The sequence below is a fragment of the Mitsuaria sp. BK041 genome (assembly GCF_014193085.1).
GTDB lineage: Bacteria > Pseudomonadota > Gammaproteobacteria > Burkholderiales > Burkholderiaceae_C > Roseateles.
The window spans coordinates 216,788-231,081 of the sequence record NZ_JACHYT010000002.1; the positions used below are offsets into that span (position 1 = coordinate 216,788).

11 protein-coding genes are annotated in these 14,294 nt (G+C 67.4%); all 11 read right to left on the bottom strand.

Features of this window, described 5'->3' with window-relative positions; translation table 11 throughout:
- Positions 1–5: 5 nt before the first annotated feature.
- The 11 genes from FHT38_RS16885 to ftsA all read right to left on the bottom strand — a co-directional run bounded on the left by FHT38_RS16885 (position 6) and on the right by ftsA (position 14,288).
- Positions 6–770, bottom strand: a complete 765-nt coding sequence (locus FHT38_RS16885) for a type I-E CRISPR-associated protein Cas6/Cse3/CasE (protein ID WP_183492627.1) — start codon at positions 768–770, stop codon at positions 6–8.
- Entirely contained in the window at positions 767–1,492 is a 726-nt protein-coding gene (gene cas5e, locus FHT38_RS16890) for a type I-E CRISPR-associated protein Cas5/CasD (protein ID WP_183492628.1), read from the bottom strand. Before cas5e ends, FHT38_RS16885 begins: the two co-directional genes overlap by 4 nt.
- A gap of 1 nt (position 1,493) precedes the next feature.
- Entirely contained in the window at positions 1,494–2,678 is a 1,185-nt protein-coding gene (gene cas7e, locus FHT38_RS16895; protein ID WP_183492629.1) for a type I-E CRISPR-associated protein Cas7/Cse4/CasC, read from the bottom strand.
- Between the two features lie 26 nt (positions 2,679–2,704).
- On the bottom strand, positions 2,705–3,262 hold the full coding sequence (locus FHT38_RS16900; RefSeq protein ID WP_183492630.1) for a type I-E CRISPR-associated protein Cse2/CasB: 558 nt from the start codon (positions 3,260–3,262) through the stop codon (positions 2,705–2,707).
- Positions 3,255–4,874 (bottom strand): type I-E CRISPR-associated protein Cse1/CasA, encoded by a 1,620-nt coding sequence (locus FHT38_RS16905; protein WP_183492631.1) that lies wholly within the window; start codon positions 4,872–4,874, stop codon positions 3,255–3,257. The genes FHT38_RS16900 and FHT38_RS16905 overlap by 8 nt, the downstream gene beginning before the upstream one ends.
- The gene (gene cas3, locus FHT38_RS16910) at positions 4,864–7,572 is read right to left on the bottom strand and encodes a CRISPR-associated helicase Cas3' (protein WP_183492632.1); all 2,709 of its coding nucleotides are present in this window, start codon (positions 7,570–7,572) and stop codon (positions 4,864–4,866) included. The genes FHT38_RS16905 and cas3 overlap by 11 nt, the downstream gene beginning before the upstream one ends.
- Positions 7,573–8,059: 487 nt before the next feature.
- Positions 8,060–8,245 carry a hypothetical protein gene (locus FHT38_RS16915; protein ID WP_091725981.1) on the bottom strand — a complete coding sequence of 62 codons (186 nt, stop codon included), beginning with the start codon at positions 8,243–8,245 and terminating at the stop codon, positions 8,060–8,062.
- Positions 8,246–8,264: 19 nt separating this feature from the next.
- Positions 8,265–9,200: a UDP-3-O-acyl-N-acetylglucosamine deacetylase gene (lpxC, locus tag FHT38_RS16920; protein WP_091725987.1), complete on the bottom strand. Its 936-nt coding sequence runs from the start codon at positions 9,198–9,200 to the stop codon at positions 8,265–8,267.
- 24 nt (positions 9,201–9,224) lie between these two features.
- Complete coding sequence (locus FHT38_RS16925; RefSeq protein ID WP_175538320.1) at positions 9,225–11,384, bottom strand: sensor histidine kinase; 2,160 nt, start codon at positions 11,382–11,384, stop codon at positions 9,225–9,227.
- Between the two features lie 315 nt (positions 11,385–11,699).
- On the bottom strand, positions 11,700–12,935 hold the full coding sequence (gene ftsZ / locus FHT38_RS16930) for a cell division protein FtsZ (protein WP_091725997.1): 1,236 nt from the start codon (positions 12,933–12,935) through the stop codon (positions 11,700–11,702).
- A 123-nt stretch (positions 12,936–13,058) separates the two neighbouring features.
- The gene (gene ftsA / locus FHT38_RS16935; protein WP_091726001.1) at positions 13,059–14,288 is read right to left on the bottom strand and encodes a cell division protein FtsA; all 1,230 of its coding nucleotides are present in this window, start codon (positions 14,286–14,288) and stop codon (positions 13,059–13,061) included.
- Positions 14,289–14,294 lie beyond the last annotated feature (6 nt).

The following is a 14,294-nucleotide window of genomic DNA, read 5'->3' on the forward strand; positions in this document are numbered from 1 at the left end:
CGCGATCAGCTTGGCCGACTCAGCAGCAGCATCCCGAATCCGAACGATCGATGCCGCCCCACCCCGCGGGCCAGCAGATGCGCGAAGCCATCCGGCTCGATCACGCGCAGTCGCCCTCGCAGCAGCACATCCGGTCCGTCGATCGCTCGCGCACGTCGAGCTTCCCCCTCTGGCGCCTGCGAGCGCCGCACGATGACCAAACGTTGGTAACCCGCCAGCCGCACCTCCTCCAGGGCGACCGCGTCCTGCCATATCTCGCGTGATGCGCCCTGCCTCGCGGCGAGGTGTTCTCGCAACCACTGCTCGTAGACCGCTTCGCGCTGGAGTGGTGCGCCTTGCGCTTTGGACACGGCATGCAGGAACGCGTCCTGCTCGCCCTTCGCGCCGCGCACCGTAGGACGCACGCGCACTTCGAACTCAAGCACTTGCCCGACACGCCAGCATGTCGGGAACGCTCGCAATCGGTAGCCTTCATGCCGGGCGGACGCTCCCAGCCCCAAGGTCTCGGCCGCCAAGGGATCGGCCAGCGCCACCTGTGCCGCCATTTCCTCCGCGCCCAGCCGCGTGTAAGCGAGCAGCCCCCGCTCCTCATCCAGGTAGCGAAATGGTTGCGGTGCCGCCTCGCCAAAGGCCGCACGCAGCAGCCCGTGCAACGCATCACCCAGATCCGCCGCCTGACGCTCATGCCGGGCATGGTGCCTCGCCACCCATGCGGCCAGCAGCCGAGCGTCGGGACGCGTATGCAGCAGGTGCAGTTCTCTCGCGCTCATGCAGCGCCTCCCGCAGGATTCAGCACCGCCTCGCGCACGGAGCGCCAACCTCCATGCAAACCGCTGCGCCAGTTCCGCTCATCGCAAACATCGGAGCGTTGACCCAACGCGACAGAGCCTTCTTCGCCATCAGGCCATTGAGCGCGCCAGCCATCGCCCGCCCGAGCACCGTGCCTGGCCACCACCGCTTGCAGCGCACCCAGCAGGTGATCCGCCTCGAGCCAGCCCGCCACGAGACGGTCGGACGGCAAGCACGGCTTTCGGCCGATGAACAGCGGCCGCACCGGTCGATCCAACGCGAGCGCAACGTCGTCCAGTGTCGGTGCCTCCTCCGCCGGCCTCAACTGCAACACCACCCACGCGCGCAGGTCGGCGTGGTAATCCCGGTAGCGAAGATGCGGGCCGGCATAGGTGTTGGCACCGCCGTCACGCCCCTCCGGCTGCCCGGACGTTGTCCACCCCATGTCGCCAGCGCCCAACTGGGCTGTCTGAAAGTCCTGCAATCGACGCGAGCCCGGTTCCAGCGCCGCACCCATCCGCAACCGTCGTTGAAGCGCGTCGTGCCGGACGCCCTCGCTGCGATCCCAACCCAGCGCGTTGGCGATCAGTCCGGTGAGCATCGACAACGCCGGGAAGTCGCGTATCACACCGCGGTTGTCGATGGCCTCGCCGCCAAACGCAATCAGCGGGGACGCGAGCCGCAACACAAGATGGCGCGGCACGTCACACCTCCACGGCAGCCTGCATCACCGCAGCCTGCGCCCATTCGGCCAGCCCCTGGAGCGGCAAGCGGCGGCCGCCGGGCACCGACACGTCGTCCAGCGCCAGATACCGTCGAGCCAAGGCGGCACCGTAGGCCTCGTCCATTCGCCCGATCTCGTCGGCCATGCACTGCACCGCCCGTTGCCGCAACGCGGGCTGCGTCAACGGCAGCGCACTCTGGAACGCGCCGGCAAGGCTGCGAGGCTGCCAGTCGCCCGCTTCGACCAACATGAACTTGGCCCATTCGAATGGCGCCGTGGAGCCGCGCTTCGCGCCAGGGCTGACCGTGGCGACGAGGTGCAACAGGTTTTGCACGACTCGGCCCGCCAATGTGCGCTGGTCGACGGAGGTAGCCGCCCAGTCATGGATGCTCACGCCCTCAAGGTTGGCCACCAGTTGCGGGACATCGACCACCACGTACCCGTAATAGAGCCCACTGGCCAGCTCCGTGTCGAAGATGCCGGCGGACCCCGACTCGCCCGCCTCGCGAAGCAGATCGTCAACAACGGTGAAGTAATCGTTCTCCACCTGTGCCTCATGCACGGTGAAGGCATGTGCCACGTAGACCGCCGCGTCCCGACTGGCCAGGACGTCCGACGTGACCATGCGGCCGAACAGCGCCGACTCCAGGCCGCTCCCCAGCCGCATCGCCTCGATGTTCTTCTTCTCATCCTTGAGAAAGGCCGCGACGGCGGTCTTGAGCGCCTTCTCCTCGCCATGCTCCGCAGCGAGTTCCGCGCAGCGCTTCACCAGGTAATCGATCTCGGCGTGGCCCAGCAACACCGCCTGACCCGTTTCCAGCGCTTCCCGGCCCTTGAGGTCCTTGGCCTTGTCCACCAGGCCACCGGCGCGCAATCCCTCCACGGCTGTCTGGGCCAGTGCTTCGCTGAGGCCGCTCGCCATCAGCCGGTCGCGGATCAGGCGTGGTATCTCGCGTGACCTCACGGCCATCGGCACATCGAGCCGGTTCAGCGAAAAGGCATCGTCGGCCACGCGCCAATGGCGCTTCAGGCATTGCGAGGAGATTCGCGTGCGCATTGCGTCGCCATAGGGCAGCCGCTTGGCAAGGCCAGCGTCGTCGCGGTTGAGCAAGGCCGCAGGGTAGTTGTGCAGCGTGTGAATCTGGATGAAGCGGGGCACGATCATGGGTTCTCCGATGGATGAGTGGGGGTTCAGCCCTTGGCGGCTTCCGCCGAGAAATACGCGCTGGCGATTCGCAACCGTAGTTGCTCTGCCCGTTCAAGGTCGTCGCGCTCGCTGCTGCCCTCCTTGAGCACAAGCTCGCCCAACTCGAACCAGTTGGGTGCGATGCGCTTGCTTGCGAGCAAGCGCAGCATGCGCGGCACGAGTTGACGGAATGCCTCGCCACGAGCCGTCAGCAACTTGGTCACGCGCGACTCGGCAACACCGGCCTGGGCCAGTTGGGCCCCCAGTCGCCCCCGGCCGTCGTGTCCGGACAGCGCCATGCCGTGCGCGACGAGTGCCCAACGCGGCCAGGTTTCAGCGCGCCATGTCTCGGGCTCGAGACCGGCGAACAACAGCGCTCGTGATAGCGCCGCGATCTCGTGCGGACGCAGAGCGTCCGGCGTGAGTCGAGCCAATGCGGCCCGTTCGCCCGCACCCGCACGCTGGACGTAGGTGGCCAATGCGCCGAGCGCATTCGTCGGGGGCACGATCGGCGGGACCGTTGCCGACGTCCCCACGGCGGCAGCGACGGATTGCTCATTCATGGCGTTCTCCTTCCACTCGCGGGCTGGCGACCTGCCGCTGCTGCGCGTAGTGATGAGCCAGATCAGGCAGGACAGGTTTGGAGCCGCGCAGAGCCCCGTGGAAGCGCGACAGCGCGGCGGACTGCGCCTTGTAGCGCTGCATGCCGCTGCGTGGGCCCGCAGTGAACGCCTCGACGAGCACGGCCTCCGCGCGGTCCACCAGCCCCAACAGCCACCGCAGACGTTCGGGCGACCTTGCTTCGTTCTCCGCCTCAACCTCCAGAGCAAGGTCAGTGAAGAAGCGTGCATCCTCCCGCGCCTCAAACGGCCGCGCGAAGCGATTGGCGCGCTCGCTGATGCCGTCATTGCGAACGTCCGCATCGCCGTTGGCAAACAACAGCGACAGCGAACTCCATACGAGCTTGCGTACCGCGGCAATCGCCGCGATCCGGTGCTTCGCGATTTCGGCAACCGCCACGCGCTGCGGTCCAGCCAACAGTTGACGCAGCTTCGGCGACACCGGAACGCGACGCTCGTGATAGCCCTCGGTCTTGCCCTGCCCCCTCACGGTGGCCTGGGCCACAACCTCCAACGCCGCATCCGCCGGCCACTCGTCCAAAGACCACGCCGCGCCGTGTGCAAAACGGCCGCCGCTGAGCAATTCGCTCATCAACCGGTACTCGAAACCGGCGGCCGATACGGTCAAGGCCTTGCCTTCGGACGTCTCCACCGGCGTCCACGCGTCGCCGGTGACGCCACTGCGCTCCTTCGCCGCCACGCGGGCCACCTTGCTTCCCGTGACGCGTGCCACGAGGGCGCCGTTGGCACTCAACAGTCGGACGCGACGGCAAACCTCCACATAAAGCGGGTCCAGCGACGACATGTCCAGTGATGTGGTTCCCGCCCAGGGCACCAACCAGAGCAACGCATGCCCGTGATCCGAGGCGTACCCTTGCTCGTCCGCAATCCGCGCTCGCTGAGCCAGCAGCCGTTGGGTATCGGACAACCATCGTTGACCCCACGCGCCTCGGGTCGCGATGCCGACACCCGGTCGACTGGCAAAGCCACCATTCATGCGCGAGATCCCGTAATTGCCGGCCCCGAGAAAGCCCTCCTGGGTCTGCAGGCTGACGAGCGCGAACAGCCAGTCGTCGGCCTCGGCGGACCGCGCTCGTGCGCCTTTCACGTCATGGTTCTTCGACGTGACCAGCATGTCGAGTTCATCGGGCGCCTGCAGGAGATTCTTCCAATCCTCGACACGCTCGCCAGGCACTGGCGCCTGCAAAAGAGCAGGCACATCCGGCGGCGCCACCAGACACCACGCCGAGCCGTCCGGATCGTCCGGCGTCAGGGCCAACAGCCCCCGATGCCAATCCGCGGCATCCGTCCACCCCTGCGTCCGCCCCGCCCGATGCAGCGCAATGGCGGCCAACTGGGTCAGGAACGCGTGCCAGGGATGGCGCTGATGCGGCCTCAGCGCCGGGAAGTCCCGGACCTGGTCGGCAGCCATCGCCGCCATCAGCGCTGGAAGGGTACTGCGTTGCAACTTGCCGTCCGCCACGCAACGCCACCGGATGAGCGGCTCTTCCAGCAAGCAGCTCTGCAGGTCAAAGGTCGCCGAGTCATGACGCATGATGGAGGTTCTCCTCGGTGTTCGGCTTCAATCGCTCGACGCCCAGTCGGCTGTAGCGATAGCGCGCCTCGCCAAGACGAAAGGTGAATCCCGGTTCATCCTGCAAGTGCTGCACGCCTTCGGCGGCCGTGTCCGGGGCAAGCCCCGGCGGGACCTGGTGATGCCGCAAGGCCAGTTGGTCCACCGGGTGGCCGAATGGTCCGGTCGGGACCGGCTCCGCAAACGTGACCAGCCGGTCCGCCGCACCCAAGCGGCTGCCGATGCCGAGCTCGTTCTCCGGGAACGGCACATCCCCGAACGGCTTGTCGAACGGCACGGCGTGCAGGTTGGCCACCGTCTTAGTCGCCGCCAGCGCTCCTTCGTACTCCTGGCCGAACGCCACCCATTCGGTCCCTAATTCGTGCGCGATCGCATCCAGGGCTTCGGGATGCGTGGCCAGTTCGACCAACTGGCGGTTGTCGGCAGGGATATCACGGGTCGGCGCCGCCGAGATCAACCGACGCGTCGCCTCGAGCACGCGGAGGTCGACGTAGACGCCTCCCATCGCTTGCCCCCTCGCGCGAATCGGACCGATGCCATGACGCTGCCGCCGAAGCATCGGCGACAGGTCATGCCCTGCTGGGACCAGGATCCAAGCACGGGGCTGCTCGAAGCCCGATGGCCGCCGATCGTCTGGCGCGTCCTGACTGGGGCGCGCATGGCGGTGCAGGCGACCGAGCCGTTGCAGCAGAACGTCCATGGGACACAAGTCGGTGATGAGCAGATCCACATCGATGTCCAGGCTCTGCTCCAAGGTCTGTGTTCCCACGACGATGCGACCTCCTGGAATCGTGCGGCGCTTGCCGATCTGCGCCTGGACCTCACCGTCAAGCAGCGGTCGGTCCTGCCGACTGAAGCGGCTGTGATGCAGGGTGCTGACGCCACCGACGCGGAACAGGCAATCAAGCCCCTCGGCGGCATTGAGCCCCTCCACAGCCCGCAAGGTCGCCACCGCGGCGGGTACGGTGTTGCGTACTACCAGCACACGAGCGCCCTGGGCTGCGGCGCGCACCGCTATCGCGGCGACGCGATCCGGCTCGTCAATGATGTCCAGCGCTTCCCAATGCACGGTCTTGTGGCGCGGATTGCCTGTGACCGCGCGAAGTTCCGGACCGCTGGCGCCCCCGCTGCCAATTGCGGGATAAGGGAGTGCCACGGCCTGAGCGAGCGGAGGAACACAGGAACCTCGAGGTCTGCCGCCAATATCCAGATAGCGCGTGCGCGCCACTGCGCCCAGCGTGGCGGAAAGCAGTAATGCTTGGCCACCGCAAGCCACGTGAGCGCGCAGAAGGTGCTCGGACATGCGTGTCATGTAGGCGTCGGACGCGTGCACCTCATCGATGACGAGCAAGCTTCGAGCCAGCAGAGCCTGCCTCAGATGTGCATGCTTGATCTGCAGGGCTCCGAGCAGGGCTTGGTCCACCGTGCCCACCGCGACCGTCGCAGCCAGGTAGCGCTTTGGAGATTCCGCGGCCCAACGGCGCTCCGCGTCGGCATCGCCGGGTTCGTCGTGCCAAAGCACCCGGAACCCCGGTAGCGGCTCATAGGTATGCCCATCCGCGGCGGTATAGCCGGCCAGGGCGCGAACGACCACAGGCGCCGCCTCGGCCCAGACCCGTTGCACGAAGGCCTGCACGCGCTCGTAGAGTTGGGTCGCCGCGACTCGCGTCGGCAATGCGAAGTAGAGCCCGTCCACGACGCCTGCACGCCACAAATGCAGGAAGCGCCAGAGCGCGGCCTCGGTCTTGCCGCTGCCGGTTTCAGCCTCGAGCACGACCACAGGGCCGATGTCGTCCAACGCCATCGCGGCCTGCATGGGTCTCGCCTCCGGAACGCCGAACGCCCGGGTGAAGTCAGCGTGGACGACCCGACGACGCATGGCTGCATCGCCGACGTCGAGACCAATGGCTCGCAGCGCGTGGCGGGCGCGATGAGGCGCGGTCTCACCACGTTGCTCTCCGGGGCGGCTGTAGGGAAAGAAGCCTTCTCGCGTGTCGGAGCCGAGCCAGTCCGACAGTTGCACGAGGCCGGCAAACAGGTGGCCGAACGCGGCTGCGTCCGGCAGCGATGGCCCGTCAGGCTCGAAGGCCACCGGGTACAGCGCCTGCATGGCGCGGCCCATCTCGGAGATTGCTTCCGCGGGGTCATAGACGGGGCCGTCCTGGCCTTGCACGGGTCGCCAGATGGCCTCGGCGCTGTCTGGCGCCACTGGGCGCCCGTGATGGCTGATGCTGGCATGAAGCAGCGGAAGCACAGTGCTCCCCCACATCTCCATGCGAGAAATCGGCAGTCCGGCAAGCAGACGCGGGGCTTCATGAAGCGCGCCGGAGAAGATGGCCCAGCCCTGGCCGCCATGCCCGCACGCAGCGGCATGCCAGCCCGAGGGCCGCTCAGCCGTGCTTGACCAGTAGCGCCCCTGGAAGCCGGCATTGGCCTTGCCGATGTCGTGCAGAAAGCCCAGTACCGCCAGGCGGGCACGGTCCACGGGTGAAAGGGCCCGGCCGGCAGTCCGTTCGAGTGCTCGCGATATCGCGGGCAGCAACATGAGCTGCTCCAGGACGGCCGCGACGTCGGTCATGTGGTCCAGCAGCGAATGCGCTGTCACCGTTCCGTCCGACGCTCGACTCAGCTTTCCCCAGGGCGTGAACATCGAGGGCATTTGGCGGGCTCGTGAATCTGCTCGAAATGAGCGACCGAAGCCGAGTGCCTAGGCTGCGCTTGCCGGTTCAATCTGAATCTGTGGCGTCGATGCGAGACATCGCGGCAGGTCCACAAGCCTCGTTGTCACCGCCGTCGCGCGATGAGAGATGACACGGGTCGACGTTGTCGCCCCATGGATACGGCGCATCCTCGATGTCATGGCTCCTCCCTGACGCGCCTCAGTCGGGCGCGATGCGATCCGCTCGTGTTCTCTTATCGGATCAAAGCCAATCTAACGACTGCGATACGTGGGTGTGATCGGGGAAACGCCAATCTGCGGCGGTCGGCGTCAGCTCACGGCGTCTGACATTGCGAACAGATGGCTGCCGCTCCCGAGTCAGGACCAGCGGCAGAAAAGTTGCAGCGGCGGGGCCATGCGCCACCGGCGGACACGGATGGGTCGTCTGAGATCCATCGCGCTTCTCTCACCGCTTCGGTGATGCGTCTCAAACGAGCAGGATCAACCGCTCCAGGATCAGCACCGAGAACGCGCCGATGCCCGCGATCACGGTCCACTTGATCAGCAGGATCGCGCGGCGGCGCCAGACCGGGCGCTTGGTGGCGATGTAGAGCGCGAAACACAGCAGCCCCGCCACGAGCAGCAGCGCGATGACGGTGCGGACGATCAGCATGTGAGCGGGTCCGGTGCGCTCACCACGCCGGCGCCAGCTCGGCGAACCCCGCGGGCGCGTCGCGCTCGTCCTCGAAGGTCACGATCTCGTACGCTTCCGCGTCCGCCAGCAGCTCGCGCAGCAGCAGGTTGTTCAGCGCATGTCCGCCCTTGAACGAGGTGTACGCCGCCAGCAGCGGATGTCCCACCACCTGCATGTCGCCGATCGCGTCCAGGATCTTGTGCTTCACGAACTCGTCGTCGTAGCGCAGCCCCTCGGCATTCAGCACGCGGTAGTCGTCCACCACGATCGCGTTGTCCATGCTGCCGCCCAGCGTCAGCCCGCGCGAGCGCATCAGCTCGATGTCCTTGGTCATGCCGAAGGTGCGCGCCCGGGCGATTTCGCGCTTGTACTGGCCGCTGCCCATGTCGAACACGTAATGCTGGCCCGTCGCCGACACCGCCGGGTTGTCGAACTCAATCTGGAAGCTCAGCGTGTAGCCGTGATGCGGCACCAGCTTCGCCCACATCAGGCTCTTGCCCTCGCCCTTGCGCACCTCCACCGGCTTCTTCACCCGCAGGAACTGCTTGGGCGCGTTCTGCAGCTCGATGCCCGCGCTCTGCAGCAGGAAGACGTAGCTCGCCGCCGACCCGTCCAGCACCGGCACCTCGTCGGCGTTGATGTCGATCAGCAGGTTGTCGATGCCCAGGCCCGCGCAAGCCGACAGCAGGTGCTCGATCGTCTGCACCTTGGGCTGGCCGGGATCGCCGCCGGGGCTGATCGTCGTGGCCATGCGCGTGTCGCAGACGCTGTGCGTGTTGACCGGGATGTCGACCGGCTGGGCCAGGTCCACCCGACGGAACACGATGCCGGTGCCAGGCGCCGCGGGCCGCAAGGTGATCTCCACCTTCTGGCCGCTGTGGATGCCGACCCCGACCGCGCGGGTCAGCGATTTGATGGTGCGTTGCTTGAGCATGGGCGGCATTCTCCCAAATCGGGGTCAACCCTGCTGGACGACGGCCTCATGGTCCGCGCGCGCCACCGGCAAGCGCAGCGTCACCACCGTGCCGTGCCCCAGGCTGCTGTCCACCCGCAGGGACCCGCCCAGCACCTTCGCCCGGCGCTGCAAGCCACGCAGGCCGCGCCCCTGTGAAATCGTGCCGACGTCGAAGCCCTCGCCGTCGTCCTCGACCCGGATCTCCACGCGCCTGCCCAGGTCGCGCGTGACCACCCGCACCCGCGACGCCCGCGCATGCTTGAGCGCGTTGGTCAGCGCCTCCTGCATCAGGCGAAGCACATGCAGCGCGTCGGGCGGCTCCAGCCATTCCAGCGGCGGCAGGTCGTGCACGTCCCATTCCAGCTTGAGGCCGCCCAGCTGCAGCCGCTTGCCCAGCCGGTAGCGCATCGTCGCCAGCAGCGACACCAGATCGTGGCCGACCGGCTCCAGCGAATCGATCACCAGCCGCAGGTCATCCACGCATTCGCGCAGCACGTCCACCACCTGCTCCTGCGGCATCGTGCCCTGCTCCACCGCGACCATCGCCGACAGCAGCGAGGACCCCAGCCCGTCGTGCATGTCCTGCATGATCCGCTGCCGCTCCAGCAGCAGCGCCTGCTGGCGCTCGACCTCGCGCAGCTTGTCGTGCTGCGCGCGCAGCTCGACGCTGCGCTCCTCCAGCCGCTGCGCCAGGTCCTCGTTGGCGCGCTCGACCTGGCGCAGCGCCTCGATGTAGCGGTACTGCACCGCATACAGGAAGCTCGCCAGGATCACCAGCGTCGCGAACGGCATCAGGTAGACATGCTCCGGCCACCACCAGCCCGCCAGCAGGCCGAGGTCATGGACGCCGAGCGCCACCCCGATCACCAGCGCCGCCGCCATCACCCGCAGCTCGCGCGTGCCCTGGCGCCAGGCGACGCTCGCCACGAAGGCGGTGCCCGCCAGGCCCACCACCGCATTGCAGATGTGCAGCAGCACCAGCGCGTCGAAGCCGCGCCCCCATAGCGGCATCGACGCCAGGCTGGACACCAGCACGAACAGCGCCATGCCGCGCTCGAAGCGCGCGAAGCGCTGCCGCGCGAAGCGCAGCGCGAAGAGGAAGGTCAACAGCATCACCCACGACATCGAGGCATGGGTCACCCACCAGAACCACTCGAGCGCGTCGCGGGTGCGCGGCAGGTCCAGGTGGTAATGCAGGTTGCGGACCAGCCAGGCGACGGTGGCCAGCGAGAACAGCAGGTACGAGGAATCCTCGCGGCGCTTGAACCAGAGCAGCAGCGCGAACAGCCCCAGCGTCACCAGCGTCAGCCCGGTCGCCTGCGGCACGCCGATCTGCAGCACCCAGCGGCGATCGTGGCGCGGCTCCAGGTCCTCGCGCGCGCCCAGCCAGACGCTGGACACCGAGTAATAACCGGCCTGCATCACCGGCACGGCGATGACCACCTCGATCTCGCGCGCCTGCTGGATCTCGGTCAGCGCCGCCGGCAGCACCACCCACAAGGGCCGCACCCATTGCTCGCGCGCGCCGGACTGGTTGTCGAAGACCGGTCGCCAGCCGTCGTCGGTCTTCACCAGCACGGCGGCGGCCAACGCCACCAGGCGCGGCATGTACAGCGCGACGCTGGTGGGCCAGCGCCCGTTAGGCGCCGCGTAGCGCAGGCGGTACCAGCGCATCTGGAAGCGCGGGGCGGCGCCGGTGGTGGTGGTCGCCTCGCGCTGCTGGAATTCAGGCAGCCGCACCGGTTGCCAGGCGGCGGGGTCCGACGGCGGCAGCAGCGCCTGCGGCAGCGCGCCATCCTGGCCGTCCATCACGCGCAGCGCGCGCCACCAGGCCTTCAGTTGGTCCTGCGTCCACTCGCTGGTCGCGACCTCGGCCTCGGTCGCGCGCTGGGCGCCAGCGGCCGGCCCGCTGTCGGGCACCGGTCGCGCCGGCCCCAGGGGCGACGCCCGCGTGGCATGCGTGTCACGCGTCGCCCCGGTGAGCGGCATCGAGCTCGAGGCCGTCCCGTTCGAGGCCGGGCCGCCCGGTGCGGCTCGCGTCCCGCTGTCGGCATCGCCCGGTGGACCGATCTGACCGCCACTCGCGCCACGCCCTTGAGACCACGCAGTGACCGGCGCCGCGAGCATCAGCGCGAAGACCATGAGCAAGAGGAACGGCGCCATGGACGACGCCATGGACGACGCCAGGATCGACGGCTTCGAGGAACGCGACATCCATGCCTGCCGCACCCGCGCGACCGGCCCACTCGCCGCCGACATTCCATCCTCGCCCTGGACCATGCATTCGCTCTGTCTTGTGATCGGGCGCCAGTGTGCCGAAGTTCACGCAGCGGCACGAGCATTCAATTGCAACAGCCTCCCCCCGAAGGATGGGGGCGCAGCGACGCCGTCCTTCCGCCTTCCGAAATGCAAAAGAGGCCATGCCCCCGCGAGGGGACATGGCCTTCAAGCTGATGGCGTTCGAGAAAGAGGTCGGTCTCAGTCCGCCTGCTTGCGCAGGAAGGCCGGGATCTCGATCTCGTCCATGCCGTTGGACGACAGCGCCTCCACCTTCGCGGCGGCGGTGCGGCCGTGGCGCCACACGCTCGGCACGCTCATGCCGCCGAAGTCCGAAGCCGTCATCGGCGCGGCGGCCGGCGCGCCCTGAGCGGCGGCGCTGCCCGGCATCACCACCGGCTGCGTCAGCACCGGCATGTTGTCGGTGCCGGTGCGCAGCTGCGGCTGCTGGACGACGAGCTGCGGTTGCTGGCGCGCCGCGGAACGCTGGCTCAGGCCGGTCGCGATCACGGTGACGCGCAGCTGGTCGCCCAGCGATTCGTCGTAGGCGGTGCCGTAAATGATGTGCGCATCTTCAGCGGCGTAGCGCTTGATCGCGGTCATCGCGTTGCGGCTCTCGGCCAGCTTGAAGTTGTTGCGGCTCGCCGCGATCAGCACCAGCACGCCACGCGCGCCGGACAGATCGATGCCTTCCAGCAGCGGGCAGGCCACGGCGCCTTCGGCGGCCTTGGTCGCGCGGTCCGGACCGGCCGCGACGGCCGTGCCCATCATCGCCTTGCCCGGCTCGCTCATCACGGTCTTCACGTCTTCGAAGTCGACGTTGACCAGACCCGGCATGTGGATGATGTCGGAGATGCCGCCGACCGCGTTCTTCAGCACGTCGTTGGCGTGCGCGAAGGCCTGGTCCTGCGTGACGTCGTCGCCCAGCACTTCCAGCAGCTTGTCGTTGAGCACGACGATCAGCGAATCGACATTCGCCTCGAGCTCCTGCAGGCCCAGGTCCGCGGCCTTGCCACGGCGGTTGCCTTCGAACTCGAACGGCTTGGTGACCACGCCGACGGTCAGGATGCCCATCTCCTTGGCCACGCGCGCGATCACCGGCGCCGCGCCGGTGCCGGTGCCGCCGCCCATGCCGGCGGTGATGAACAGCATGTGCGCGCCGGTGATGGATTCGCGGATGCGGGCTTCCGCTTCCTCGGCGGCCGATTTGCCGACCTCGGGTTTCGCGCCGGCGCCCAAGCCGGTATGGCCCAGTTGCAGGAGTTGATCGGCCTTGGAACGATTCAGGGCTTGGGCATCCGTGTTGGCCACGATGAATTCCACGCCCTGGACACCTTGGCTGATCATGTGCTCGACCGCGTTGCCGCCGCCGCCGCCCACGCCGATCACCTTGATCTGGGTGCCCTGATCAAACTCTTCGATCATCTCGATCGCCATATCAAACCTCCTGTCCATATTGTGCAGTTGCCATCAGCAAAATAGAAGTGGGATCGGCCCTTTTTTAGGGGGCAAAACCCTCGAACGTCGTAAAGAAAGCGTGAGCCGATGAGTTCCGGCTTCTTAGAAATTTCCCAGGAACCAGTCTTTCGCGCGGCCGAACAGGGTCTTCACCGAACCCGCCTGCTGCGCCGCCTTGAATCCCCGTGTGCGCGAGAGCCGCGCTTCCTCCAACAATCCCATCACGGTCGCCGAACGGGGATTGGCAACCATGTCGAACAGCGCGCCGCCGTAAGTCGGATTTCCGCGGCGCACCGGTTTCAGGAAAATGTCCTCGGCCAGTTCGACCATGCCCGGCATGACCGATGAACCGCCCGACAGCACGATGCCCGAGGACAGCAGTTCCTCGTAGCCGGAATCCCGGATGACCTGGTGCACGAGGGAGAAGATTTCCTCCACGCGCGGTTCGATCACCCCGGCCAGTGCCTGTTTGGAAAGCATGCGCGGCGCCCGGTCGCCCAAACCCGGGACTTCGACCTGGTCGGCGGGATCGGCCAGCAATTGCTTGGCCACGCCATGCTCGACCTTGATTTCCTCCGCGTCCTTGGTCGGGGTGCGCAGCGCCATCGCGATATCGCTGGTAATCAGGTCGCCGGCAATCGGAATCACCGCGGTATGGCGGATCGATCCGCCGGTGAAGATCGCCACGTCGGTGGTGCCGGCGCCGATGTCGACCAGCGCCACGCCCAGGTCCCGCTCGTCGGAAGTGAGTGCAGCCAAACTGGAGGCGCTCGGGTTCAGTACGAGCTGCTCGACCTCCAGCCCGCAGCGGCGGACGCACTTGACGATGTTTTCCGCCGCGCTCTGGGCGCCGGTCACGATATGGACCTTGACCTCCAGCCGGCCGCCGCTCATGCCGATCGGCTCCTTGACCTCGTGGCCGTCGATGACGAATTCCTGCGGTTCCACCAGCAACAGGCGCTGGTCGTTCGGGATATTGATGGCCTTGGCGGTTTCCACCACCCGGGCGACATCCACCGGCGTCACTTCCTTGTCGCGCACGATGACCATGCCGGTCGAGTTCTGGCCGCGGATATGGCTGCCGGTAATCCCGGTGTAAACCCTCGAAATCCGGCAGTCGGCCATCATTTCGGCCTCTTTCAGCGCCTGCTGGATGGACTGGACGGTGGCGTCGATATTCACCACGACGCCGCGTTTCAGGCCATGGCTGGGCGCCACGCCCAGGCCGGCGATGCGCAATTGGCCGTCCCCCATCACCTCGGCCACCACCGCCATGATCTTGGCGGTGCCGATGTCCAACCCGACGACCAAATCCTTGTATTCCTTGGCCATGCCTGT

Coding starts and splice junctions, on each gene's coding strand:
- FHT38_RS16885 (WP_183492627.1), bottom strand. CDS start 770: ATGAGCGCGAGAGAACTGCACCTGCTGCATACGCGTCCCGACGCTCGG.
- cas7e (WP_183492629.1), bottom strand. CDS start 2,678: ATGATCGTGCCCCGCTTCATCCAGATTCACACGCTGCACAACTACCCT.
- FHT38_RS16900 (WP_183492630.1), bottom strand. CDS start 3,262: ATGAATGAGCAATCCGTCGCTGCCGCCGTGGGGACGTCGGCAACGGTC.
- FHT38_RS16905 (WP_183492631.1), bottom strand. CDS start 4,874: ATGCGTCATGACTCGGCGACCTTTGACCTGCAGAGCTGCTTGCTGGAA.
- cas3 (WP_183492632.1), bottom strand. CDS start 7,572: ATGCCCTCGATGTTCACGCCCTGGGGAAAGCTGAGTCGAGCGTCGGAC.
- FHT38_RS16915 (WP_091725981.1), bottom strand. CDS start 8,245: ATGCTGATCGTCCGCACCGTCATCGCGCTGCTGCTCGTGGCGGGGCTG.
- lpxC (WP_091725987.1), bottom strand. CDS start 9,200: ATGCTCAAGCAACGCACCATCAAATCGCTGACCCGCGCGGTCGGGGTC.
- FHT38_RS16925 (WP_175538320.1), bottom strand. CDS start 11,384: ATGGCGCCGTTCCTCTTGCTCATGGTCTTCGCGCTGATGCTCGCGGCG.
- ftsZ (WP_091725997.1), bottom strand. CDS start 12,935: ATGGCGATCGAGATGATCGAAGAGTTTGATCAGGGCACCCAGATCAAG.
- ftsA (WP_091726001.1), bottom strand. CDS start 14,288: ATGGCCAAGGAATACAAGGATTTGGTCGTCGGGTTGGACATCGGCACC.